21 protein-coding genes are annotated in these 24,741 nt (G+C 66.4%); 16 read left to right on the top strand and 5 right to left on the bottom strand.

All coding sequences use genetic code 11. The features are described 5' to 3' along the window. The first annotated feature begins 334 nt into the window (after nucleotides 1–334). The 8 genes from CV102_RS10600 (at nucleotide 335) to CV102_RS10560 (ending at nucleotide 8,688) form a co-directional block, all read left to right on the top strand. A complete protein-coding gene (locus tag CV102_RS10600) occupies nucleotides 335–913 on the top strand; it encodes an N-acetyltransferase (protein ID WP_148857969.1) in 579 nt (192 codons plus the stop codon). Further along, entirely contained in the window at nucleotides 910–1,983 is a 1,074-nt protein-coding gene (locus CV102_RS10595; protein WP_148857968.1) for a DegT/DnrJ/EryC1/StrS family aminotransferase, read from the top strand. Before CV102_RS10600 ends, CV102_RS10595 begins: the two co-directional genes overlap by 4 nt. Next, nucleotides 1,973–2,959, top strand: a complete 987-nt coding sequence (locus CV102_RS10590; RefSeq protein ID WP_148857967.1) for a Gfo/Idh/MocA family protein — start codon at nucleotides 1,973–1,975, stop codon at nucleotides 2,957–2,959. The genes CV102_RS10595 and CV102_RS10590 overlap by 11 nt, the downstream gene beginning before the upstream one ends. Then, nucleotides 2,952–4,439, top strand: a complete 1,488-nt coding sequence (locus CV102_RS10585) for a nucleotide sugar dehydrogenase (protein ID WP_148857966.1) — start codon at nucleotides 2,952–2,954, stop codon at nucleotides 4,437–4,439. The genes CV102_RS10590 and CV102_RS10585 overlap by 8 nt, the downstream gene beginning before the upstream one ends. After that, nucleotides 4,432–5,463, top strand: coding sequence for a glycosyltransferase family 2 protein (locus tag CV102_RS10580; RefSeq protein WP_148857965.1), 1,032 nt, complete (start codon nucleotides 4,432–4,434; stop codon nucleotides 5,461–5,463). The genes CV102_RS10585 and CV102_RS10580 overlap by 8 nt, the downstream gene beginning before the upstream one ends. Beyond that, complete coding sequence (locus CV102_RS10575) at nucleotides 5,456–6,538, top strand: DUF354 domain-containing protein (protein ID WP_148857964.1); 1,083 nt, start codon at nucleotides 5,456–5,458, stop codon at nucleotides 6,536–6,538. Before CV102_RS10580 ends, CV102_RS10575 begins: the two co-directional genes overlap by 8 nt. After that, nucleotides 6,535–7,428 (top strand): polysaccharide deacetylase family protein, encoded by an 894-nt coding sequence (locus CV102_RS10570; protein ID WP_148857963.1) that lies wholly within the window; start codon nucleotides 6,535–6,537, stop codon nucleotides 7,426–7,428. The genes CV102_RS10575 and CV102_RS10570 overlap by 4 nt, the downstream gene beginning before the upstream one ends. Nucleotides 7,429–7,935: 507 nt before the next feature. Beyond that, entirely contained in the window at nucleotides 7,936–8,688 is a 753-nt protein-coding gene (locus CV102_RS10560; RefSeq protein WP_233710664.1) for a sulfite exporter TauE/SafE family protein, read from the top strand. Between the two features lie 91 nt (nucleotides 8,689–8,779). Here CV102_RS10560 and CV102_RS10555 read toward each other — a convergent pair whose 3' ends face one another. After that, a complete protein-coding gene (locus tag CV102_RS10555) occupies nucleotides 8,780–9,697 on the bottom strand; it encodes a hypothetical protein (RefSeq protein WP_148857960.1) in 918 nt (305 codons plus the stop codon). A gap of 376 nt (nucleotides 9,698–10,073) precedes the next feature. Here CV102_RS10555 and CV102_RS10550 point away from each other — a divergent pair, with 376 nt between their 5' ends. Beyond that, the gene (locus CV102_RS10550; RefSeq protein ID WP_148857959.1) at nucleotides 10,074–11,288 is read left to right on the top strand and encodes a carboxylate--amine ligase; all 1,215 of its coding nucleotides are present in this window, start codon (nucleotides 10,074–10,076) and stop codon (nucleotides 11,286–11,288) included. Here CV102_RS10550 and CV102_RS10545 read toward each other — a convergent pair. Further along, nucleotides 11,275–12,606 carry a twin-arginine translocation signal domain-containing protein gene (locus CV102_RS10545; RefSeq protein WP_148857958.1) on the bottom strand — a complete coding sequence of 444 codons (1,332 nt, stop codon included), beginning with the start codon at nucleotides 12,604–12,606 and terminating at the stop codon, nucleotides 11,275–11,277. The genes CV102_RS10550 and CV102_RS10545 overlap by 14 nt on opposite strands. Before the next feature lie 368 nt (nucleotides 12,607–12,974). Here CV102_RS10545 and CV102_RS10540 point away from each other — a divergent pair, with 368 nt between their 5' ends. The 6 genes from CV102_RS10540 to CV102_RS10515 all read left to right on the top strand — a co-directional run bounded on the left by CV102_RS10540 (nucleotide 12,975) and on the right by CV102_RS10515 (nucleotide 19,200). Then, entirely contained in the window at nucleotides 12,975–14,858 is a 1,884-nt protein-coding gene (locus CV102_RS10540; protein WP_233710663.1) for a hypothetical protein, read from the top strand. A gap of 125 nt (nucleotides 14,859–14,983) precedes the next feature. After that, nucleotides 14,984–15,262 (top strand): hypothetical protein, encoded by a 279-nt coding sequence (locus CV102_RS10535; RefSeq protein ID WP_148857956.1) that lies wholly within the window; start codon nucleotides 14,984–14,986, stop codon nucleotides 15,260–15,262. Further along, nucleotides 15,259–16,098: a DUF4350 domain-containing protein gene (locus tag CV102_RS10530; RefSeq protein WP_148857955.1), complete on the top strand. Its 840-nt coding sequence runs from the start codon at nucleotides 15,259–15,261 to the stop codon at nucleotides 16,096–16,098. Before CV102_RS10535 ends, CV102_RS10530 begins: the two co-directional genes overlap by 4 nt. Nucleotides 16,099–16,270: 172 nt before the next feature. Then, the gene (locus CV102_RS10525) at nucleotides 16,271–17,290 is read left to right on the top strand and encodes a peptidoglycan bridge formation glycyltransferase FemA/FemB family protein (protein WP_148857954.1); all 1,020 of its coding nucleotides are present in this window, start codon (nucleotides 16,271–16,273) and stop codon (nucleotides 17,288–17,290) included. 125 nt (nucleotides 17,291–17,415) lie between these two features. Further along, a complete protein-coding gene (locus tag CV102_RS10520) occupies nucleotides 17,416–18,945 on the top strand; it encodes an oligosaccharide flippase family protein (protein ID WP_148857953.1) in 1,530 nt (509 codons plus the stop codon). 45 nt (nucleotides 18,946–18,990) lie between these two features. Continuing rightward, nucleotides 18,991–19,200, top strand: a complete 210-nt coding sequence (locus CV102_RS10515; RefSeq protein WP_148857952.1) for a PLDc N-terminal domain-containing protein — start codon at nucleotides 18,991–18,993, stop codon at nucleotides 19,198–19,200. Here CV102_RS10515 and CV102_RS10510 read toward each other — a convergent pair. The 3 genes from CV102_RS10510 to CV102_RS10500 form a co-directional block, all read right to left on the bottom strand. Next, complete coding sequence (locus CV102_RS10510) at nucleotides 19,153–20,097, bottom strand: proline dehydrogenase family protein (RefSeq protein ID WP_148857951.1); 945 nt, start codon at nucleotides 20,095–20,097, stop codon at nucleotides 19,153–19,155. The two genes, CV102_RS10515 and CV102_RS10510, sit on opposite strands and share 48 nt — an antisense overlap. 96 nt (nucleotides 20,098–20,193) lie before the next feature. Next, nucleotides 20,194–21,654, bottom strand: coding sequence for a flippase (locus CV102_RS10505; RefSeq protein WP_148857950.1), 1,461 nt, complete (start codon nucleotides 21,652–21,654; stop codon nucleotides 20,194–20,196). Between the two features lie 428 nt (nucleotides 21,655–22,082). Beyond that, on the bottom strand, nucleotides 22,083–22,946 hold the full coding sequence (locus CV102_RS10500; RefSeq protein ID WP_148857949.1) for a formyltransferase family protein: 864 nt from the start codon (nucleotides 22,944–22,946) through the stop codon (nucleotides 22,083–22,085). 224 nt (nucleotides 22,947–23,170) lie between these two features. Between CV102_RS10500 and CV102_RS10495 the strand changes: the two genes are divergently transcribed. Beyond that, nucleotides 23,171–24,718, top strand: coding sequence for an alkaline phosphatase family protein (locus tag CV102_RS10495; RefSeq protein ID WP_148857948.1), 1,548 nt, complete (start codon nucleotides 23,171–23,173; stop codon nucleotides 24,716–24,718). The last annotated feature ends 23 nt before the right edge of the window (nucleotides 24,719–24,741 follow it).

Raw genomic sequence — 24,741 nt, 5'->3', positions numbered from 1 at the left:
CAAAACGACCGTTTCTGCCCCGTCACGCGGGAGTAATTCAGATATGCGATTGCTCGAGACGCTCGAGCGTCGCCGATCTCGTTCCGCGCTGATTCCGCCCGGAAAATGCTCTGACGGCGAGTCGAGCGATCGTCTCGACGTCTCGTTTTGCCGGTGTAACCGGAAGTTGTCGGCCCGCGAGCCGTGAGTTTGAATCCTGTCCGGAGCGAAACCAGAACCGATTGACCGGTCGAGCTCTGACGGATCGAACGTGTGATTTGAGCGGAATTTGAGCGTGTTAACACCCGTAACGATCTTTTCGGCTTTTGAAACCCTCTCTCCATGGTGAGAAAACATGAGTGAGGGACTATCAGGCGAACGCACGTCGATCGGGGAGACCGTCGGATATGAGTATTGTGACGACTCTCGCCCGCCAGTGATCGGATCGGACCCGGTCATCAGACCGGGGACGATCGTCTACGACGACGTGGTCATCGGCGACCGATTTCGGACCGGGCATTTCGCGGTGATCCGCGAACGGACCGAAATCGGCGACGACGTCCTCGTCGGGACCAACACGACGATCGACGGCTCCACGACGGTCGGGTCGAACGTCAGCATGCAGACCGGCGTCTACGTTCCAGCCCACAGCGTCATCGGCGATCACGTCTTTCTCGGCCCGAACGCCGTTTTGACGAACGATCACTACCCGCTCCGCCGGGAGGCGGAACTCGAGGGACCGACGCTCGAGGATCACGTCTCGGTCGGGGCGAACGCGACGGTCCTGCCGGAGCTCACCGTCGGCCGCGGATCGTTTATTGCGGCCGGCGCGGTCGTCACCCGCGACGTCCCGGAGGAGACGCTCGCGGTCGGCGTTCCGGCGACGCACGAACCGCTCCCGGAGTCGCTTCGAGGGGGGAACGACGATTCATGATCCCGATCGCCAAACCCGTCATCGGCGACGAGGAGGCAGAGGGGGTCACGCGCGTCCTCGAGAGCGGGATGCTCGCCGAGGGCGAGGTCGTCCGCGAGTTCGAGGGGGAGTTCGCTGACTACTGCGGCGCCGAGCACGCGGTCGCGACTGCGAACGGAACGGCGGCGCTGCACGCTGCACTGGTCGCGCTCGGGATCGGCGAGGGCGATCGCGTCCTCACGACGCCGTTTTCGTTCGTCGCGACGGCGAACGCGATCAGACACGCCGGCGCCGAACCGGTGTTCGCCGACGTCGATCCCGTCACGTACAACCTCGACCCCGACGCAGCGCGCGAGGTAGCGACGGCGTCCGACGTCGATGCGATCCTCGTCGTCCACCTCTATGGCTGTCCGGCCGAGATGGACGCCTTCCTGGACCTCGCGGCGGACTTCGAGGTCCCCCTTGTCGAGGACTGCGCCCAGGCTCACGGCGCGACCTACCGCGGGCAGCGAGTCGGCTCGTTCGGCGACGCCGCCTGCTTCTCGTTCTACCCGACGAAGAACATGACCACGGGCGAGGGCGGGATGGTCCTGACCGACCGCGAGGACGTCGCGGACGGCGTCGAACGGTTCGTCGACCACGGTCGGGTCGGCGGCTACACGCACGCGTCGGTCGGTCACAACTTCCGGATGACCAACGTCGCAGCCGCGATCGGTCGCGCGCAGTTCGAGCGACTCCCCGACTTCGTCGCTCGCCGGCGCGAGAACGCGACTCGACTCACCGCCGCGCTCGCGGAGACGGACGTCGAGCCACCGGTCGAACCGGCCGGCCACACGCACGCCTACCACCAGTACACCGTCCGCACACCTGACCGGACGGCGTTCCGGGACCACCTCGAGAGCCACGGCGTCGGGACGGCGATCTACTATCCGCAGTGTATCCACGAACAGCCGGCCTACGAGGACGTGAGCCACGACGCGCCGAACGCGGAGCGGGCGGCGGCCGAAGTGCTCTCGCTGCCGGTCCACCCGGCCCTCTCGAACGACGATATCGACCACGTGACGGAGGTGATCGCGTCCTATGACGGCTAACCGTCCCCTCGACGTCGGCGTGATCGGCGTTGGCTCGATGGGGCAACACCACGCCCGCGTGTACGACGAACTCGCCGCGGCGAACCTGGTCGGCGTCTTCGACGTCGACGACGAACGAGCGAGCACGGTCGCCGGGCGACACGACACGAGGGCGACCGACCTCGAGACGCTCCTCGAGCGCGCCGACGCCGTTTCGATCGCCGTCCCGACCGTCCACCACTACGAGGTCGCGACGACCTGTCTGGAGCAAGGGGTTCCGACGCTGGTCGAAAAGCCGATCGTCGACGACCTCGTGACGGGACGGAAGCTACGCGCGAAAGCCACCACCGCGGGCGTTCCGGTACAGGTCGGCCACGTCGAGCGGTTCAACCCAGCCGTCGAGACCCTCGAGACGATCATCGGGGACCTCTCGATCATCGGCATCACCGCACGTCGACTCGGCCCGCCGCCGGGCCGGCAGATCGACGACAGCGCCGTCGTCGATCTGATGGTTCACGATATCGACATCGTGCTCTCGCTGCTCGGAGAGGAACCCGTCGCGATCAAGAGCTGTGGCGTCGCGGACGACCGCCACGCTTCCGCCTTGCTCGAGTTCCCCGAGACGATGGCATCGCTCACGGCGAGTCGCCTCACCCAGCGGAAAGTACGAACGCTCGAGATCACCGCCGAGGAGTGTCTCATCGAGGTCGACTACATCGACCAGTCGATCGAGATCCACCGCCGCTCGGTGCCGGAGTACGTCGAGAACGGCGGTGGCGTCCGCTTCAAACACGAGAGCCTCGTCGAACGGCCCTACGTTCCCAACGACGAACCGCTGCGCAACGAACTCGCGTCGTTCCTCGAGGCCGTCCGGACGGACGAGACGCCGAAAGTGACGATCGACGACGGACTCGCCGCCCTCGAGATCGCACAGCGGATCGAATCGCGGGGGGCCGACGGCCGAGCGGCGGTCGACGTGGGGGTTCCCCATGACTGATCCGGAGTCGCGACTGGACGAACAGCGGCCGGATCGGACCGACTCCCCGTCGGACGGCACCGTCGACTCGCCGTACGGAACGACCGCGCCGGCCGACCGCCAGCGGGCGGCGCTGACCGACGGTTCGATTCCGGTTGCGGTCTACGGACTCGGGAAGATGGGGCTGCCGCTCGCCGCCGTCTTCGCCGACGTAACGGGTAACGTCGTCGGCGCCGACGTCGATCCCGCGGTCGTCGACTCGATCGAAGACGGCGACTGCCACGTGAAGCGCGAACCCGGCCTGGCCGAACTCGTGCGCGAAACCGTCGACGAGGGAGCGCTCGCGGCGACGCCCGAACCGAGTAAGGCCGCGAACCGGGCCGCGATCCACGTCGTCGTCGTCCCGACGCCGCTGACCGACGAGCGGGAACCCGATCTCGCGGCGCTCGACGCCGCCGTCGAAGCGATCGGTTCGGGACTTTCGCCCGGCGACGCGGTCTTCGTCGAGTGTACGGTCCCGCCCCGGACGACGACGGATCGGATTCTACCGGCCCTCGAGGGCGAATCCGGTCTCTCGCGCGGCGAGTTCGGCCTCGCGTGCTGTCCGGAACGAACCTCGAGCGGGCGGGCGCTCGAGGACATCCGCGGCGCGTATCCGAAGGTCGTCGGCGGGGTCGACGACGAGAGTACCCGCGTCGCCGAACTGGTGTACGGCGAACTCAACGACCAGGGAGTGATCCCCGCCGCGGACGCAACGACCGCGGAGGCGGTGAAGGTTTTCGAGGGGCTGTACCGCGACGTCAACATCGCGCTGGCGAACGAACTCGCGACGTTCACCGACGAGTTCGGAATCGACGTGCGGGAGGCGATCGATCTCGCGAACACCCAGCCCTACTGTGACATCCACGACCCGGGCCCCGGCGTCGGTGGTCACTGCATTCCGTACTATCCGTACTTCGTGATCGAGCCGTTCGAGACCGACGCGCCACTGTTGCGGACCGCGCGCGCGGTGAACGACTCGATGCCGGCGTACACCGTCGATCGACTCGAGGCGGCGCTGTCGGAGACCGGGACCGCGCTGGGCGACGCTTCGGTGCTGGTACTCGGACTCACCTACCGCCCCGGCGTCGAGGAGATCCGCGCGTCGCCGGCGCTCGCGATTACCGAGAAACTGGACGAGCGCGGAGCAGCGGTCTACGGCGTCGATCCGCTGCTCGAGTCGTTCGACGAGTTCGAACGCCGCGGGCTGACGTCGATCCCCCTCGGCGCTGTCGACGACCAGGAGTTCGACGCCGCGGTGATCGTGACGCCCCACGAGGAGTTCGAGGCGCTCGACTGGGACGCGCTCGAACCCGACGACGGCAAACTGGTCGTGGTCGACGGCCGCGACGCGCTCGCGGACGACGCAGTTCCCGACGCACACCGCGTGTACACGATCGGGACCGGGAGCGACGGCGCGACAGACAGCACCGTCGAAGCGGAGGAGGGAACCGATGTATAGGGGACACACGATCGGTGTCGTCGTGCCGGCGTACAACGAAGCGGAGTTCGTCGGCGACGTGATCGAGACGGTGCCGAGCTACGTCGACCGCGTCTACGTCGTCGACGACCGATCGACCGACGACACCTGGACCGAAATCACCCGCCACGCCGCCCGGGTGAACAACGAGGCACGGGCGACCGTCAGGGAACGCGACGCGCTCGTCGCAAACGGCGGATCGACGTTCGACCGCCGGGTCGTTCCCATCCGCCACGCGGAGAACCGTGGCGTAGGCGGCGCGATCAAGACCGGCTACCTGCGGGCGCTCGAGGACGCGATCGACGCCACGGCCGTGATGGCCGGCGACGGCCAGATGGATCCCGAGCAGTTGCCCTCGCTACTGGATCCGATCGTCGCCGACGAGGCGGATTACGCGAAGGGCAACCGGCTGGTAAGCGACGATTACCGCAGGGGGATGCCGCGATTCCGGCTGTTCGGAAACGCGCTGCTCACGTTCCTGACGAAGGTTGCCTCCGGCTACTGGCGGACGATGGACCCCCAGAACGGGTACACGGCGATTTCGGCGGACGCGCTCGAGGCGATCGACGTCGAGTCGATGTACGAGGACTACGGCTACCCCAACGATCTGCTGGTACGGCTCAACACCAACGAGTTGCGCGTGGCCGACGTCGCGATGCCGGCCGTCTACGGCGACGAGGAGTCGAACATCGACTACACCACGTACGTTCCGAAAGTCTCCGTGTTGCTCGTCCGAACCTTCGCCTGGCGGCTTGGAAGGCGGTATCCGATCGGCGACGCCCATCCTGTACCGCTGTTCTACGCCGCCGGCGCGCTTGCGGCGGGCGGCGGCTTCCTCGGCGCGCTCCGTTCGGTGTTCCGGCAGCGACGTCGATCCGACGACCGTGGCCTCGTCGGACTCGCGGTGAGCGGCCTCCTGCTAGCCGCGGGTGCGGTATTCCTGTCGCTTGCGGCCAGACTCGAGTTGCGGGTCTCCGAAGAACTGGAGGTGCAGCGGCATGGCTGACGATCGACGTATCGTGTGTACCATCCAGCACCCCGCACACGTTCACTTCTTCAGGAACGCGATCACCGAACTGCGAGACCGCGGCTACGACGTCCACGTCTTCGCTCGCGAGAAGGACGTCGCCTGCGAGTTGCTCGAGCGCTACGGGATCGCCCACCAGCGGCTCGCGGGGCCCGTGAATACCCCACTGGATCTACTCGCGGTGCAGGCGAGATACGAGTACGAGATTCTTCGCCGCGTTCGCCGACTGCAGCCGGCGGCCGTACTCGGGATCGGGGAGCCGGCGATCGCACACGTGTCCGCGATCGGCGATACCCAGGGCATCCTGTTTACCGACACCGAGCACGCGGCCCTCCAGAATGCCGTCTCGCTTCCGTTCGCCGATCGCGTCTACACGCCGAGCGCGTTCTGGGACGACTACGGCGCGCATCACCGTCGCTACCCCGGCTACCACGAACTGGCCTACCTCCACCCGAACTGGTTTGCTCCCGATCCGGCGCTCCCAACCGGACTCGAGCCTGCGGACGGTCCGCTCGTCGTGTTGCGGCTGGTCTCCTGGAACGCCGCCCACGACATCGGTCGGACGGGAGTCGCCAGCCTCGAGCGAGTAATCGCTGGCCTCGAGCGATTCGGCGCGACCGTCCGGATCACCGCGGAGGGAGCGCTGCCGCCGACGCTCGCGGCTCGACGGGCCGACGTGGCGCCCGACCGGATGCACGACCTGCTGGCTCGAGCGGATCTGTTCCTCGGCGAGAGCGCCACGATGGCGATCGAGAGCTGTCTCCTCGGAACCCCCGCGCTCTACGTCTCGGATCTCCGGGCGGGCGTGCTCGAGGAACTCGAGGGGCGCTACCGGTTACTCCGATGGCTCTCGAACGACGCCCACCCGGGAGAGATCGTCGCCCACGCGCGGGAACTCCTGCGAACGGGCGAGTCGACCTGGGCGAAGCGGCGGCGGCGCGTCCTCGCGGAGAAGATCGATACGACCGCGTTCGTCGTCGACGTCGTCGAGGACGTCGCCGGCGCCGACGTGGAGGAAAACGATTCCGTCACCCCGGAGGTCGTCCACGAATGAGCGCGTCGCTCGCGGACCACGAGTTCGCCCTCTGTCTCACCCACGACGTCGACCGCGTCTACAAGACGTTCCAGGCCCCCTACTACGCCGTCACCGAGCGGAATCCGTCCCACCTCCGCTCGCTCGTCACCGGTGAGCGACCCTACTGGCAGTTCGAGGAACTCGCGGCCCTCGAAGACGACCTCGGCGTCCGGTCGTCGTTTTACGTGCTCAACGAGAAGTCGCTCTTCCGGGAGAAGTCCCCCCGCGAGTGGCTCGTCCCGAAAAACTGGATGCTGTACACCGGTCGGTACGATCCCACCGATCCGGAACTCGTCAACGTGTTTCGGACGCTCGAGCGCGGTGGCTGGGAGGTCGGTCTGCACGGCTCGTACGACTCGGCCGACGATCGGGACCGCCTCCGGGAGGAGAAGCAAGTCCTCGAAGGGATTCTCGACGAACCGGTCGTCGGAGGACGCCAGCACTACCTGAACCTGGTCGGCCAGCGAACCTGGGAGCACCACCGCGCGATCGGGCTGCGGTACGACGCCAGCTATGGCTCGAGCACGCGGTACGGCTTCGACGGCCACTACGACGTAATCCGGCCGTTCGGCGACGAGTTCGTCGTCTTCCCGCTGACGCTCATGGAACGGGCGCTGCTCTCGTCGGCGCCGTCGCTCGAGTGGGCCTGGCGGGAGTGTCGTCGACTGCTCGAAGAGGCCCACGACCACGGCGCGATCATGACTGTCTGCTGGCACCCGCGGTATATGAACGAAGACGAGTTTCCGGGCTACCGGACGCTCTACGAGCGACTGATCCGCGAGGCGCAGGCGATGGACGCCTGGATCGGCCCCTGCGGGGAGTGCTACGAGTTGCTCGAGCGCCGGCGGGAAGCCTCTTCCCAGCGGTAGCGTTCTCCGCCCTTCGGAGCGCAATTCGTCAGTCCAATCGGAGCGAGAGCGATCAGCGTCGCCGTTCGTACACTCGCTCGAACCTGGTGAACTCGACGAAATCGTCCGCATTACACGCCCCGCACTCTACCGGTGGCTCGTAGTCGTCGGAATCGGTCCCCGGGATCCCGGCAGAAATGTTGTGGCAATTCATGCACACGAACTGCTGCGGTTCTTCGGTCGGTGTTCCCGCCATGCTTCCAGAACGACCGTGGACGCGCATAAATGACGCGTCAGTTTCTGCGCCAGAACATTTGGAAATCTACTCATTGACCGCGACACACCGTTTCGCACTCGCACCGTTTGGTCGGGCGATGTCGACGCGAGGTCGCGTCCCGTTGTTCGTTACGACCGCCGTCCAGCGCCGATATCGCCCCGCCGGAGGGGAGGAGTGCCCGAGAACCGACCGTTGGCCAGCAAGGCGAACCCATACCCTCGCCTATCGAATACGACCGACCGAGACACGTGGTGGTCGCTACCGAAGTGCTGGTCGCGCTCGTCGTACTCGCCTTTCTCGGTGGCGTGATCGTCGCCACGATCGGTCCCGGCGGCATCCTCATCGTTACTGGACTGTATCTCATGACGTCGCTCTCGAGCGCCCAGGTCGCGGGCACCTCGAGCGCGATCTTCACCGTCGGTGCGGTGCTGGGAAGTCTCATCTACGCGCGCTCGGGCGAGATCGACTGGTGGATCGCCGGCGTCGTGAGCGTCGCCGCCGCGGGCGGCACCTGGGTCGGCGTCCAGGCGAACGCCTCCCTCTCGAGGGAACTGTACGGCCTCGTCCTCGCCGCACTGCTCGCGGTCGTCGGCGTGACGATCGTCTACCGGGAGTACCACGATCTCGAGCCGCGCGTCGAACTCGGACGGGGTGGGTGGGATACCGTCGGATTCGTTGCAGTCGGCCTCGTGGTCGGCGTCTCCGGCGGGCTCCTGGGTATCGGCGGGGCAGCCCTTTCGGCGCCGGTGCTGGTGCTCGTCGGCGTGCCGATGCTCGCGACGATCGCGATCACGCAGGTCGTCGTCGTGGCAACTGCGCTGTTCACGACGCTCAACTACCTGCTCCTCGGCGCGATCGTCACCGCGCTGTTCGTCCCCATCACGGGCGCGTACCTCGGCGGCGTCGGAGTCGGCTGGTGGCTCGCCCACCGGGTCGAGGCCGGTCGGTTGAAACTCGCGCTCGGCGTCGCGCTCGTCGGTCTGGCGGCCTCGCTGGTGATCTGAGACTGGCGGCTGTAACTGCTCGTCGGAGTGGTCCCAGACGGGTCGAGGCTGCCCCGACGTGACGTACAGCCGACGGTATAACGAACGCGAGTTACTCGAGCGCGCTCCGGGCTTCTTCGCGGTCCGCGTCGAGGACGATCTGGTGCTCGTCGTAGTAGAGTGCGCCGCCGACGTTGCCGATCATGTAGCCGAGCGGACCGACGGCCTCGATTCGGTTGTCGTCGCTGGTGGTGAACCGCATCGACGTATCCTCGAAGGCGAGGTCGCCGTTGACCCAGTAGCGCATCACGCCGTCGGCATTGGCCGAGCCGCCGTCGGAGGTGTTCACCTTGATGTGGCACTCGATCTCGTTCCACTCGTCCATCTGCACGACGGCGTCGGTCATCTGGAAGTCACCGGAGCCGTCCATGTGGTAGGCGTACGAGAAGAACTTGTAGCCATCCGGCGCCGGCGAGTCGTTCCGGTTGGCGAACCCGATCGCGTTCGACCAGCCGTTCGTGCCCCCGGACGAACCGCCGCCGGACGAGCCGTCACCGTTCGTCAGCGGGGCCCAGAACATCCGGACCGTGTCGTTCGCACCGAGATCGAAGTTCTCCGGGTGGACGGTGAACCGGGTGTACACCTCGTCCTGATGCTCCCCGACCTTCTCGGGCAAGCGGTACTCGCAGTTGGCGATCTTCGAGTCGCTCGTGAATTCCGTGCGCAGCGAACGGCCGTCGCGCGTCGATCGGTCGGTCACGAACTCGGGGGTGTACGAGCCACGGACGTCGTTGACGTCGTACACTGCTCCGGGATCCTCGTACTCGTCGTAGTCGATATCGATCACCGCTGGCCCCGACTCGTCGCCGGCGGCCGTCGCGCTCGCACCGGTTCCGACTCCCAGCGCGGCCATCGCCCCGCCGGTGAGCTTCAGGTACGATCTCCGGCCGAGAACGCGGTCATTACTCCCGCGAAATCCGTCACTGTGCTCCGTGTCAGTCTGCTCTCGAGCCGGCTGCTCTCGTTCCATACGGTCGGGTAACGGGGGACTACCGACATAAATTTTCTCTTTCGAGAGACTGTAAACAATCCCGAAAGTGATTCGGAGTGGGGCGATTTCATAAAATTATTGACCGTACTGCGACGTCCAAATGGGCCAGGTCCAAACGAGTATTACCGGAGTCAACACGCCGTTCACCGCCGCTAATTCCTCGTTGTTCGTGACGACGGGGGCCCGGTCGCCAGAACGCGTCTCCCTCGCCTCGAGTAGCGACACCGACGAACGACAGGTCGTGACGAAACACTCCCTTTACCAGCCGCGTTCGGCGGAGAAAATCGAGATTACTCGCCGGAGACCGACGAGACGATCGGCGTCGCTTTTCACGCGGGATCACGGGAGACGTGACATGCGACCGGGGCCGCGAGTGCTGCTTCTCGACGGCGATTACCCGACCGCGCTCGTGATCGCCCAGGAGCTATCGGAAGATCTCGACGCGACGATCGTCGGCACGGGGACGATGCGGCACAGTCGGTTACTCCGATCGAACTACTGCGACGTCGCCGTCACGATCCCGCCGGTCGACGATTCCGGCTTCCTCGAGGCGCTGTGGTCCGTGATCCACGCCCACCGCCCGCAGTTCGTCCTCCCCGTCGGCTACGAGTCGGCCGCCGTCCTCGAGTCGGTCCGGGACGACCTCCCATCGTTCGCGTCCGTCTGCCTCCCCGACCCCGACGTGTTCGAGGTCGCCGCGGACAAGGCGGCGACGATGGAGCGAGCCGCCGCCCTCGATATCGACGTGCCGACTGATTACTCCCGACTCGTCGAGAAGATCGACGCTCAGGGTCGACCGGCTGGATCGCTCGAGGCCCTCGCGTTCCCGGTCTTTCTCAAGGCGCGACGGGAGGCGGGCGGCGGTCACGGGACGACGGCCCGCGTCGCGGATCCGGATCAGTTCTGGGACGTCTACGATCGGCTCGAGGCCGTCGCGCCGACGGGAGACGTACTCGTCCAGGAGTGTATCACCGGATCGACGTCGACGTACGGCTGCGGCCTGTTCGTCCGCGACGGCGAAATCGAACTCGATGTCTGTCACGAGGAGCTGCGATCTGTCCCGCGGCGCGGCGGCAGCGGCACCCACCTTCGGCTGTGTCGCGACCCGGAACTCGAGACCGCGGCCACCGAGTTGCTCCGGGAGATCGACTGGCACGGCGTCGCGCTCGTCGAGTTCAAGCGCCGAGCGAGCGGCGAACTCGTGCTCATGGAGATCAATCCGAAGTTCTGGGCGTCGTACGCGCTGGCGAGCGCGCACGGCTACCGGTTCGCCTCGACGATGGTCGCGACGGTGCTCGGCCTCGAGGATCGGTTACCCGACCGGTCGCCACAACCGGACGGTGAGATGGTGTTCCCGCTTCGAGAGCTGTACTATTACGCCCGCAACCGCGAGGAAGAGCGACTGCTCGAGTGTCTGCGGGCGGTCGCGAAGCCCGGGGTTCCGTGGGACGTCGATCGATCGGATCTGGGCGCGTGGTTGACGCCGCCGGCAGGACTCGTCCGCAAACTGCCGACGGTCGATCGATCTCGCTCTCCCGATCACGAACCCGTTCCCCTCACGCGTCGGTAGGGGACGTCAGGTAATCGATGGGTTCGACCTGCTCGCCCGAGATCCAGAGTTCGACGGGGACTGGATCGGCGTCGATGGCGACGAACTCGCCGTTGAAGAGGTAGCCGTCGACGGTGTTCGGCTCCGCGGTCGCCTCGACGACCGCGTAACCGCTCTCCGAGACGTCGGCCGGCGTGACCTCGACGGTGTCGTTGTACATCGCCTGCTGGCCGTCGACGTTGCTCCAGTCGGTGTGGACGATTTCGCCGTCGACGTAGAGGCGGTACGTCGCGGTTCCGTCGCCGTTGACGTAGGTCACGCGCCCGTCGTAGGCGTCCATGTTCGCCGGATCCTCGAAGTACGGGTGCTGATCGTACGGCGGGATCTCGGGGATGCCGTCGGCGAGCAGTTCGTGCTCGTCGTAGTGGATCGCGAGATCCGTCGGTGCGGTTTCGCCGCCCCCGTACCGAACCAGCGGGCCGGCGTACTCGACGGCCTGCTCTTCGACCGTCGTCCAGCGAAAGTCGGTTCGCTCGTAGGCGAGGTCGCCGTTCAGCCAGCAGCGAACCTCGCCGTCGTCTACCGCCTGACCGTCGTCGATCGAGTTCATCACGACCTCGGTCTCGAGCGCGATCCACTCGCCGGCCGGCACCTGGGTGTCGATCACCTCGAACTCGCCGCTCGTCCAGGCCTGGTCGAGGTGGTAGGTGTACGCGGCGAGTTTGTACTCGTCGTTCGACCGGCTCTCCCGGTTCGTGATCGCCAGCATGCTCGACCAGCCGTCGGTTCCGGACGGCCGTCCGCGACCGCCGGAGCCCTGACCCCCCGCCTCCGTGTTCAGGCCGAAACACCAGAACCGGCAGACGTCGCCCGCGTTCATCGTCCAGTCGTCGTTCAGTCGAACCATCGCCCGCTGGCGAACCTCGAGGGGCTGTCCGTACCCGTTCGCCGGGAACCAGTACGCCGCGTTGCTCCCGTCGCTTCCGCCTCGAGGGATATCACATCGCAGCGCCGCCTCACCCTCGAACGTGTGGTTGTCGACGAACGAGACCGTGGACGGGTCGCCCGACCAGACCCGGTAGACGTCGGTCGGGTCGTCGAGTTCGTCGTAATCGATCTGGACGACGTCGATCCCCTCGTCGTCCTCGTCGACCTGGTCCGCGAGCGAGTCCTCGAATCCCTCCGGCTCCTCGTCGTCCGGTGGGTCGTCGTCGGGCGGCTCGTCGTCGGGTTCCTCCGGCTCCTCGGGCTCGTCGGGATCGGCGTCGTCCGGACACCCTGCTACCAGTACCGTCGCCGCGACGGCACCGCTCGCCTTCAGGACGGTTCGACGATCCATCAGTATGAAATGCGTTTCAGGCGTTCTATAGCGTTCATATCGTCACGCGGAGAAGCGTTATATTGTCCGCAGCTGCTCACGGTAATCTCGATCTACCGGCAGATCCATTCGGTCGCGTGAGCCGATCGCGGGACCGAATCCGGCGTTCGGGTCACGTTCGATCGTCACCCCCGCGACGGGCGTCGCCGGATCCGTCGGATCGACTGAACGTGCTGTAACGTTTTTCGCAGTGGCTCGCATAGCGAACCCTCGACTATGCAGGATCGCCCGACGGAACCAACCGGCTCGAGCGCCGGACGACGAACGCGTCGCGCCGCGCGAGCGGCACGCGGTCGAGTCGACCGGTCGAAACGGAGATGGAGGCGTCCGTGATCCGAACCGAGTTCGACGTATCCCGGCTGCTCTCGGTCGTACTCGTCGTCGCCGCGGTTCTCGGCGTCGCCGTTCCGTTCCTCCTCGGCCTTCCGAACCTGTCGATACTGGGGCTGTACGTCGCCGTCCCGATGATCGCGGCGCCGCTCGTCGCTCGAGGCGTCCGCGCCGGTTCCGAGACGGGTGGCGGCTGGTCGCCACCGGTCCGGGTCGACTGGCGGGTCTGGTCGACGCTCTTTCACCTCGTACTCGGCGCACTGGTCCTCGTACTGGTCGCCACCGACGTTCGTCCGTACGCGTTCTACGCAGGCGTCTCGCTCCTCTACCTCTGCTGTTTCCTGCTGATAGCGACGGCACCGACCGGTCGAGCGAGCCGCGCGATCGGGCTCTATCACCTGGCGGTCACCCTCTTGCTCGTCATCTACAGCGTCACCCTGAACTACGGGCTCTTCGTCGGCCACACCGACCTCACGTCGCACATCTCGATGACGACGACGATCCTCGAGACGGGACGGACGTCGACGCTCCTACCGAGCTACGACTCGTTCCAGCTGTGGCACGTCTACACCGCGTTCGCCTCGCTGGTCTTCGGCGGCTGGCTCGCGCCGTACACCGCGATCTACCTCCTCTCCGGCGGGCTCTTCGCCGCGGGCGTCGGGCTCACCTACGGCGTCGCCCGCCGACTCTACCCGGACGAGAAGTACGGCCTCCTGGCGAGTCTGGTGGCGATCTCGTTCCCGCTGTACCTCTTCTACGGGATGTACTCGATTCCGCGCAGCGTCGCCTCGATCTTCTTTCTCGCACTGCTGCTCGCGCTCCTGAGTCGCCCGACCGCGGGGATGCAACTCCTGACGGTCGGCCTGGTCGCGGCGATCGTGGTCGCCCACCCCGTGACGATCCCGTTCGTGCTCGCGATCCTCGCCCTCGTGGCGCTCGCGGAGCGGACGGTCACCCGGTCGGAGCCGATCGTCGGCAGCTACGTCCTCACCGTCACGTTCCTGTTCACGGCCCTCTACTGGCTGTACGCCGCGGAGTTCGTCGTCACGAGAATCGCGGGAACGATCTACGCGGTGCTCTTCGAGCCGACGGAGTCGGCGGTCCCGGAGGGCGTGATCACGAGCCCCTGGGTGGAGGTCGCGAACTTCGTTCCGTACGGGTTCGCGCTCTTTTTCGTCCTCCTCGGATTCCTGTTCCTGCTGGAACGGGATCGACGGCCGGCGTACGCAGACGGCGGCGCCGGCGATGACGACGTCGTCCACGGCGGAAGCTGGGGACCGAGCGGGCGCACGACGGCCGTCGGTGTCGTTGCGATCCTCCTCGTTCCGCTCGTCTTCCCCGGGCCGGTGCTCCTGCTGGACGCGCTGGCCGGCGTCAACGTCGACCGGTTCGGCCACTACGGCTTCATGTTCGTCGCGCTGGCCGGCGGCTACGGGCTGTACGAACTGCTCCAGCGCGGCGGGCTGACGGTGTTGCTCGTCCTCCTGTTGATCCTGTCGCTGTTCACCTTCACGGCGGTCTCGAGCGACTTCACCGCCTCCGACAACCCGGTCGTCGAGCGGCCGTTCTACACGTTCTACCTCTCCGATCACGAGCGCCAGTCGTTCGCGGCGGTCGACGACGGCTACGGCGGAGAGATCGGAACCGACCGGATCGCCTGTCGGTACATGGGAGAGTTCCACGGCTCGCTGTGTTCGGTGGTCGACGCCGGCGAGGGCGACGCCATGTTCGACGACCACGACGCCGTCCTCGTCCGGGAGGGCGAACTCGAGAACAGACCCCTCCAGTTCACGCAGTACGTCGACGAGTCGGACCTCCCGCGAGACACGCTCGAGGAGCGCGACCGGGTGTACGACTCCGGTGCGGTGGCGGTGCACTCCTGAGCCACGTCTCGGCCGGTTCCGACGCGGACACCGCCCTCGAGTCGGTCGTAAACTCGTCTTACCGCGTGCTCGAGATCGATACCATCTGCTAGGTTTACGGAACTGCTCGTAAACGGTTGTCGTCGATGCCAACGTCGCGGCGCCATCGATACGTCCGCCTGCAGGTCACCTGGTTGCTTGGAGCACTGCTCGGACTCGTCGCGCTGGAGGCGTTCTCCCCCGGCGCGTTTTTCCTGCTGGCAGTGCTCGGATTCGTGGTCCTGAACGAACTGCTGATTCCCGCCGAGGTCGACCCACGCTGGCGGGGACGGATCCGCCGAATTACCGTCGTCGCAATCGCCGGCGCCGCAGTCGTCGTCGCCGTCCGCACGATTCAGCTGATCGCGCCGGGGGTGCTCCCGTGAGCGCCGACCGTCCGCGACTCGCCCTCGTCGCGTTCGGTGTCGTCGTCCTCGTCACGCTTGCCTGGGTTGGCTCGACCTCGAGCGTCGCCTACGATCCGTACAATCCGGGCGACGACGGCACCAGCGAACTCCGACAGCAGATCGAGTCTGAGCCCGGTCTCGAGTACGAGACTGCAGCGGGATACGATGGGCTCGAACCCGACGGCACCGTCGCGATCACCGCGCCGTCCGACGATACCGACGAGACGGACGTGGCTACCGCGGACGACGCGGCCGCGAGCGCCGAGACGTTCGTCCGGGACGGCGGCACGCTCGTGGTGGTCGCCGACTCGCCCGAGGCGAACGCCGTTCTCTCGTCTGTCGGCGCCGAGGCCCGACTCGACGGCCAGGTGCTCCGAGACGACCGCCACCACTACCGCGGTCCGGCACAGCCGATCGCGACGGACGTCGCAGACCACGCGCTGACCGCGGACGTCGATCGACTGGGGCTGAACCACGCGACCGCGGTCGAGCCAAACGGCGCGACGGTGCTCGCGAACTCGAGCGAGTTCAGCTACCTCGTCGACGATCCGGACGCGACGCTCGGAGAGGACGAACGTCCCTCCTCGCATCCGGTCGCGACCGTCGAAGACGTCGGCGACGGGACGGTGATCGTCGTCGGCGACTCGGCGCTCGCGACCAACGAGATGCTCGACCACGAGGACAACGCACGGCTCCTCACCAACGCCTCCGGGGACGCCGATCGCGTCGTCGTGGTCTCGTCCGACGCCGACGGTCCGCCGCCGCTTTCCGAACTGCACTCGGCAGTGCTCGACCGTGTGAACGTACTCCGTTGAGTTACTGCCTCGCCTCCGGTGGGTGGCTCGAGTCGAGAGTTCGTCCCGAGTTGTCGTAATTCACGATTACCCGTCCCGCCGGCGTCGAGAAATGCAAACGTATCCGTCGGACGCTCCAAAGCTATTTCTTCCGGGACACCGGTAAGAGAACGGTACGTGCCGAGGTCTGCAGATGTCTCTCGAAGTGGAACACATAGACAGCATCGACGCGGTGAATCGGAACCAGTGGAACAATATCGTCGAACAGTCCGAACTCGGCTGTGTCTTTCATCGCTACGAGTGGCTCCGCGCGGTCGAGGCGGGAACGGGCCGTGAGCCGAGACACGTCCTCGTCTCGAAGAAGGGAAACCCGATCGCCGTCCTCCCGAACTTCGTCACCGAACTCGGACCGGTCGATCAGCTAAAGTCGATCGAACCGGGGTACGGCGGTCCGATCGCGATGGCCAACGAGGAACGAGCGCTGGAACTCCTGCTCGACGGCGTCGCCGACCGCTGTGACGGACGGGTCCTGTTCAACCAGTTTCGGACCTACAACCAGGGGTACGTCCGCTACCACAACGCGCTCAGAGAACGCGGCTACGACGTCGCCGTCCACTCGTGTCGGTTCACGCTCGATCTCAGCCGGGGGTGGGACGCGATCCTCGAGGACATGCACGGAGAGCGCCGCCGCGGTATTAGACGCGGCCGCGAAAACGAGTTCGAGGTCGTCGAGGAGCCGCTGACTGCCGGAGTGCTGTCCGACTTCTACGACGACTACACGAAAGTGATGGACCGTGTCGAGATGGACGCGCTCCCGTACTCGTTTCTGGCCGAACTCGAGCGACTCGAGGACAGAATAACGATCTTTTCGCTCCGGGTCGACGGCGCGAGACGCGGCATGTACCTGTACGTCTCGGACGACGAACAGTCGTCGGTCCAGCACCTCTACACGGCCGTCACCGCGGATCACTTCGAGTACCACGCCCCGGAGTTGCTTCACGAGCACGCGATCAAGTGGGCGATGGATCAGGGCTACGAGACGTACGACCTCCGGGGGTCGACGCCGGACTTCAGGAACGGCGTGTTCAGCTTCAAGGAGTACTTCGGCGCCCAGCCGATACCGCTGTTGCTGTGGGAGCGGGGACGGCCGGCACCGGCGCTGTCGGCGCTGAACCTCGGTCGAACGCTCTCCCGGCGGTTCGGATCGTCCTGATCGGGGAACGACGCGACGCGTGCGAAATCGACCCCGAAACGTGTCGGCGTCTGTGGCAGACACGACGAAGAACTGGTCCACTCCCGGATTAAGTACGCTGCGCGCGTTGATCTCGGCAGGTCAGCATGGCTGATTCGCTCTCGTCGGCGGTCCGGTCGGTCGTCGCCTCGAAGCTTTTCGTCGTCCTCGCTGGCTTCCTCTTTACGCCGGTGCTGGTCCGACTGCTCGGGCCGACGGAGTACGGGCGATACGCGCTCGTGCTCTCGATCTTCGGGATCGTCAACATCGTCGTCATCGGCGGCACGAGCGACGCGGTTCGCAAGTACATCTCCGAGCGGTCGGATCCGGCCTGGCAGGCAGCCGTCTACGGCTACGTGTTCCGGCCGGCGCTCGGTCTCGGGCTGCTCGTCGGGGCCGCCTTCTGGGTCGCCGCGTGGACCGGGCTCGCAGCGCAGACCTTCGGCGACCCCTTCACGTCGCTGTTCTACCTGCTGGGCGGCTACGCGATCGCCAGCCAGCTCGCGTACCACAATCTGCGGACCCTGATGGGGCTCGAGCGCGAGTCCCGCTCGGAGCCCCTGAAGGTGATCGAGAAGACACTGTTCGTCACGGTCGCACTGGCGCTCGTCTACGCAGGGCTCGGCGTGGAGGGGGTCCTCGTCGGGCACATCCTCGCGAGTGTGGTCGTGTTCGCGCTCGCGCTCGTGTTCATCGCCCAGTCGATCCCGCTTCGGTCGCTCGTCTCGCCGCCGAGCATCGACCTGCCGAAGCGCGGGATCGTCGGCTATCTCGGCAGCACGATCGTCTTCTTCCTCTTTCTGAACTCGCTCTACCACGTCGACGTGATCCTGTTGCAGTACTGGACGACCGACGAGACCGTCGGCTACTACAAGGGCGCGCTCTCGATCGCCGAGTTTCTCTGGCTCGCGCCGACGGCGGTCCAGCTCGTGCTCCTCCAGCGGATCTCGAACCTCTGGGCGAGCGGCGACCTCGAGGCCATTCAACGACAGGCCGGCCGCGCCACCCGGTACGTCTTCCTGTTCACGGCCCTGCTCGCGGTGGGGGTCGCCGCGCTGGCGACCGAGTTCGTCCCGCTCTACCTCGGGTCGGCGTTCGAACCGTCGATCACGCCGCTGTTACTGTTACTTCCGGGAGTTCTCGGGTTCGCGGTCGCGCGACCGACGCTCGCCATCAACCAGGGCCGGCGCTCCCTGCGGCCGCTCCTGGTCGCGACGGGCGGCTGTTCGCTCGTCAACCTGGCGCTCAACCTGGCGCTGATCCCGGCGTACGGGATGGCCGGCGCGGCGGTCGCGACGTCGATCGGGTACGGAAGCCTCGTGGGCTTCCAGTCGCTGGCCGCGCGCTATCTGGGCTACCGACCGCTCGCCGGAGTCCGGTGGCGACCGGTCCTCGTCTCGAGCGGGGTGACCGCCGCCGTGATCGTCCCGGTCGCGGCGATCCTCCCCTCGGCGATCCTCGCGCTCGTCGTCGTGCCGCCGCTCGGCGCGGCGGTGTACGCGACGCTGGCGATCGTGACCGGGGCGCTGACGGCCGAGGAGCTCTCCGAACTCGTCGACGGAACCGGGGTCGTTCCGGCACGGCTCGAGCGACGGCTGTTCGTGGTCGTCGATCGGCTCCCGAAGGTCTACGAGTGATAGCAATCCAGAAAGTACTTTTATCATACATGCGAGCGACACACCATGCCCTCCAGCATCGTACTCCAAGCGGGCGGCGGCGCAGCGTTCTTCGCCTTCCTGCTCTTCGTCGTCTCGATCGCGCTGATCGTCTGGACGTATGCGGATGCACAGAAAAACAGTTCCCACCCGGCCTTCCTCTGGGCGATCGTCGTGTTCTTCGCCCCGCTACTCGGCATCGTGCTGTACCTGCTCCTCGGGCGAAACACGAGATAAACCGTCCGTACGCGCCCCGTCGAGCAGCGCTCGCAGAACGAACCGGAGCGTGTGCTCGGTTTCGGTAATCCGGTTCAGGAAGTACCGTTTCCACCGGGTGCCGTAGGGAACGTACTGCCGGACGTCGTACTCCGCAGCGAGTTCGACCTGCGCCTCCGGGCGGACGCCCATCAGCATCTGGATCTCGAACGGCGTGTCGTAGCGCTCGTGCAACGAGCGCGCGTGTTCGAGGATCTCGGGATCGTGCGTCGCGACGGCGATTCCGTCGTCGTAGCTCTCGAAGGCGTACTCGAGGACGTCCCGGTAGGCCCGGTCCATCCGCTCCGGGTCGCGGTAGGCGACCGCGCGCGGCTCGTCGTAGGCGCCGCCCCTGACGAACCGCACCTTCCCGGGGAGCTCCGCGAGCCGTTCGGCGTCCTCGGGTGTTCGTTTCAGGTTGGCCTGGAGACAGACGCCGATTCCGCCGTCGGACCGTCGGCCCGACGAGGATCGCGTTCCGCTGGAACCCCCGCCTTCCTCGAGCGCGAACGCCTCGAAGGCGTCGAGCGTCGCGTCGGTCGTCGTGTGCTCTTCCATGTCCAGCCAGACGAAGACGTCGCGCTCTCGCGCCGTCTCGAGCACCTCCCCCAGCGAGTCTCGGAAGACGTCCTCGCCGAGATCGAGGCCGAGCTGTGACGGCTTGACCGACACCTCGCCGTCGAGGCCGGTGTCGCCGATGTCGGCGACCAGTTCCCGGTACGCTCTCGTGTCTGCGTGCACCTGCTGGTGGTCGTCGTGGTGCGTCCCCAGTCTGTTGACCATCCCGCAGATTCCGCGTTCGTTCAGCCGGCGGACGTGCTCGAGCGCCTCGGCTTCCGTCTCGCCGGCAACGAACCGGCTCGCAACGGGCGGAATCATGCGTCCATCTACGGCGAGGACACCCTTAGAAAATTGCACCACTCTCGAGAGGGGTTCCGTTCGCCCATCCCGCCCGGTCCGCGGTTCGAGGCCGATTTATCCCTGAAGCAGCCCGTGAAGCTGTCTGACGTTCAGAAGGTCGAACAGCTGGCAGGCGACGAGCCAGACGCCGACGCCCGCGAGAATTCCGGCTGCCGTCGCGAGGAATCCGCCAAGGTACGTCGTGAACGCGACGACGACGAGGCTCATCGCGACGGCGATCGTCGAAATCTTCCAGAGACAGCTCCCGATCCGTCGAAGATCGAACGCGAGTTCGGTGTACATGATCGCCAGCGAAACCAGCGAGTAACAGCCGGTCGTGATCACGGTCGCGATCGCAGCCCCCACGACGCCGACCGTCGGGATGAGCAGGACGTTCAGGACGATGTTGCTCGCCGAGGTGATCACGTTGACGACCGCTCGAGCGCGCGCCCGACCGAGGTAGTCCAGCCCGGGACCGGTGATCTTGAGGAGCGCGTCGAAGAAGACGAACAGCGCGAGCACCTGGACGACGACGATCGCGCCCGCGTAGTCGGTTCCGAAGACGGCCGGGATGGCGGTTTCGGCGATGACGATCATCCCCGCACAGGCCGGCACGTAGAGGATCAGCGTCTTCGAGAGGCTCTCCTCGAAGACGGCAGTCGCGTGGTCGACGCTCCCGCTGGCCTTCTCGGATCCGTACGTCGGCGAGAGAGCGAATCCGACCGATGCTGCCGGGGTTCGGACGAACTCCGCGATTCGGAGTCCGAGCGCGTAAAACGCGACGCCGACGGGGTTGATAAAGTACGCCACCAGGAGAACGTCCGCTTCGTTGTCGACGACGTTCGACAGCCTCGTCGCGCTCAGCGGGAGGTTGTATCGCAGGATCTTTCGGCGGATCGTCGCCCGGTCTTCGAGAGCCGCCCGGCCGAGATTCGCCGTCCTCGAGACCGCGACGGATCCGACGGCAGCGGCACTGGCGTAAGCGAGCACGTAGCCGAGAACCGCAGCCAACGGTGTCGGCCGGTACAGCACGAATCCGGCGACGAGGACGAGCGTCGCGACCCCCTCGATCGAGTGAAGCGTCGCGCTCCGTGCGATCTCCTCGTACCCCTGCAGGATGTGCCGGTTGAACCGGTGGAGCGAGTAGAAGAAGACGACGCCGGCGCCGACGACGAGCAACGGCGAGAGCGCCGGTTCCCCGATGAGTTCCGAGAGTCGGTCCGAAAGCAGCGCCAGCCCGAGCGCGACGACCGCGGCGGCGGCGACGACGAGCGTTCGCGACTCGGCGACGACCGTCGCCGCCCGGCCCGGCCGTTCGTCCTTGAACTCGGCGATGTACTTCGCCGCGGACCAGTGTAGACCGGACTCGCTCAGGAACCTCGAGAACGTGAAGACCGAGATCGAGAGTGCGAGCAGTCCGTAGCCGTCGGGGCCGAGGAGTCGCGTCAGCAACACCAGGAGGAGCCCGGAGGTGACGATGTGGACGACCCGGCCGCCGAACTCGGACGCGACGTTCGAGAGAGCACTGTTCGCCATCGGAGTCGCCTCGAGTCGTATCCGCGTTCGCGGTCCACTCGGCTGGACCCAGCCGCCGCGTCACGGGTCGTTTCGCTTCGTCGATGCTGCCGGGGCTGCCGGCCAGGTCGACGCGACCGCCGACTGTTATCCTCCCAGCTGAACCGATTCACACGCCGATCGTACAGCCGCCGTGCGATCGGTGCGTGTATCGACCGCCAGCGGCTACTCGTGGACCGTCGGCGGCTGCTCGCGGACCGCCGGCGGCTACTATCGGTATCGCAGTCCGGGCTGAACCATAGTCGTTACAGTCCTTTCGCCGGGAAACCTCGACGTGTACTGACGTCAGACGCCCTCGTCGCCGGTCGGGCGAGCATCCCGTCCCTGTTCGGACCTCGAGCGGAGGACTCTGCCGACCGGCAGCCGCGAGGTCGTCGGCGCCACCCGGCTCACGACAGTCGCCCGTGAAGGTTCCGTAGCAGTGTTCGCACGGCGAACCCGGGCTGCCGGCGTCGGTCCATCGAGTAGTACGGTCCCAGCGCCTCGGGGACCGTCGGTTCGATCGTGGGATCGCGCAGGTTCTCGATCCCCTCGGCGAGGAGTTCGATCTGGCGCTCGTGGAGTCGGTCGTAGACGTCCCACAGCGTCTCACAGTCGTCGACGTCGACGGTCGCCTCGGCGACGATCTCCCCGCCGTCGATCGCTTCGGTGAGTCGCTGCAGCGTGACGCCGACCGTGCGTCGTCCGTCCAGGTAGGCCATCGGCGCGCCCAGGCCGCGATACCGTCGAACGTCCGCCGGGTGAAAACTGAGCACCCCTTCGGTAGGGGCCTCGAGGACGTCCCCGCGAATCAGGCCGAAGCCGTACCTGACGACGACGTCACAGCGGTCGCCGATCTCTCGAACCGTTTCCTCCGGCAGTTCGTTCCAGCTTCCCTCGGTCGTCGGCGTCACCCGGCGTCTCTCCGCGTCCGCGAGGCAGTCGGCGTCCGAGACGGCTCGGCGCTCGCTGAGCGGGTGCTCGGCCCCGAACCGCCTGGCGAGTTCGCGCTCCGCGACGACGAGCGTCCAGGCTCGCTCCCGCGCGAGCGTCAGCCAGAGGAGTTCGAGCGTGTCGAGTCCGAATCCGGGGCCGTCGTTCGCGGCCGAGGCGACCGTTTCGGGATCGACGGCAGCGTTCGACGGGTCGTTGACGACCACGAGCGAAATATCGGCGCCGGCCCCATCGCGGGCGCGCTCGAGCGACCGGACCTGCCACTCGCGAAGGTAGGGCTCCGCCAGCACGCCCACGCTGACGCGCTCGGATTCCGTCATCGAATCGCCCCGCCCTCGGCAGGACCGACCCGTGTCGTACCCGCGAGGCGAGCGTCCCGGTTCACCATACCGGCTCTGTCCGCGGCCGATCCCATAGTTCGATCCATTGCTGAACGGGACTATCACGGTCGGAGAACCGGTTTCAGGTGCCGTTTTCGCCCGGGTGTCACGGGTGATACTACTATGTGAGTGGACGGCGCGAGAGTGGGAAGTGGGGGGGACAAATGGCACACAACGTTCTACTCGTCGGAATCGACGCCGGTGACTTTCGCACGATCGATCCCCTGATCGAGAAGGGGGCGATGCCAACCGTCGAATCGCTGCTCGAGGAGGGGTACGACGCGACGCTCGAGAGCTCGATCCCGCCGTGGACGCCGACGGCGTGGACGTCGATGACGAGCGGAAAGAATCCGGGAAAACACGGAGTGTTCGACTTCAAAACGCCGGACGGAGAGCGACTGGTAGATACACACGACGTTCGGACGAGCCGGATCTGGGACTATCTCACCGAGGCGGGCTCCCGGTCGATCGTCGTGAACGTCCCGGTGACCGATCCGGCACCCGAGATCGACGGGATCGTGATTCCCGGCTTTCTGGGGCGAGAGGTCGATCGCGCCGAGGCCCACCCGGACGGAATCCTCGACGAACTGCGGGACGCGATCGGGGAGTACAGCGTGTATCCGGACGGCTCGCTCGAGGGCGAGGCGCTGTGTGACGAGTACGTCCGAACGATGCGAACGCGGCGGGACGCGATCGAGTACCTCTGTACTACCCACGAGTGGGATTTCGCGATGGTGGAGTTCCAGGTGACCGACCTCGTCTTTCACGAACTCCCCGACGACCGGCACATCGAGCGGGTGTACCGCAAGCTCGACGAATTCATCGCCGACGTGATCGGCGCCGTCGAGGCCGACACGGTGTTGCTCGCGTCGGACCACGGGATGGGGACGATGGGCGAGTGGGACGTCCGAGTCAACACCTGGCTGAAACGCCGCGGCTTTCTCGAAACGTCCGTCGACGGCCGGGAGTACGGATGGAGCAAACCGGGGGCCGAGACCGGACGTCGAGAGGGGATCGTCGCGCAACTCGCGCGAGAGCTGTCACGGATCGGCCTGACCCCCCAGCGAATCGAGGCCGGATTGGCGGCCGTCGGCGTTGCGACGCTCGCGAAACGGGTGTTGCCGGATTCGGTACTCGAACAGGCGATCGTCGCCGGCGAGAAGATCGACGAGGAGTCGTCGTCGGCGTACTTCCCGTCCAGTTCGGGACTGGGAATCTACTGCGACGACGACGTTCAGGAGACGATCATCGACGGCCTCTCCGCCATGACGATCCCCGGCGAAACCGAGCCGGTGTTCGAGCGGGTCCTGCCGGCAGCGGAGGTGTTCGACGGGCCGTACGCGTCGAACGGGCCCGACGTCGTCGTCGTTCCGAACGGGTTCGAGTATTTCGTCAGTGCGACGGTGTCGTCCTCGGTCTTCGATCGAGCACGGTACCGGTTCAACCACAAGCCCGAAGGAATGTTGATCGCGTCCGGCCCGACCGTCGAGGAGACGACGGAGCGACGGTCGAACGCCATCTACGACGTGGCGCCGACGGTTCTCGGATTGATGGGCATCCCCCTGGACACCGGGTTCGACGGCGAACGGATCGCGGAGATCGCCCCGGAGCCATCGACGGCGAAAGAGTACAGCCACCGGAGTTCCGCCCGTCGCAGCGAGGAGCGGCCGGAAGTCCGGTCTCGACTCGAGGATCTGGGCTACTTCGACTGAGTTCGAAGCGGCGCGCCCGGAGC

Source organism: Natronococcus pandeyae (genome assembly GCF_008122205.1).
In the GTDB taxonomy this organism is placed as follows: Archaea; Halobacteriota; Halobacteria; order Halobacteriales; family Natrialbaceae; genus Natronococcus; species Natronococcus pandeyae.
This window is presented reverse-complemented; position numbering and strand designations above follow the sequence as displayed.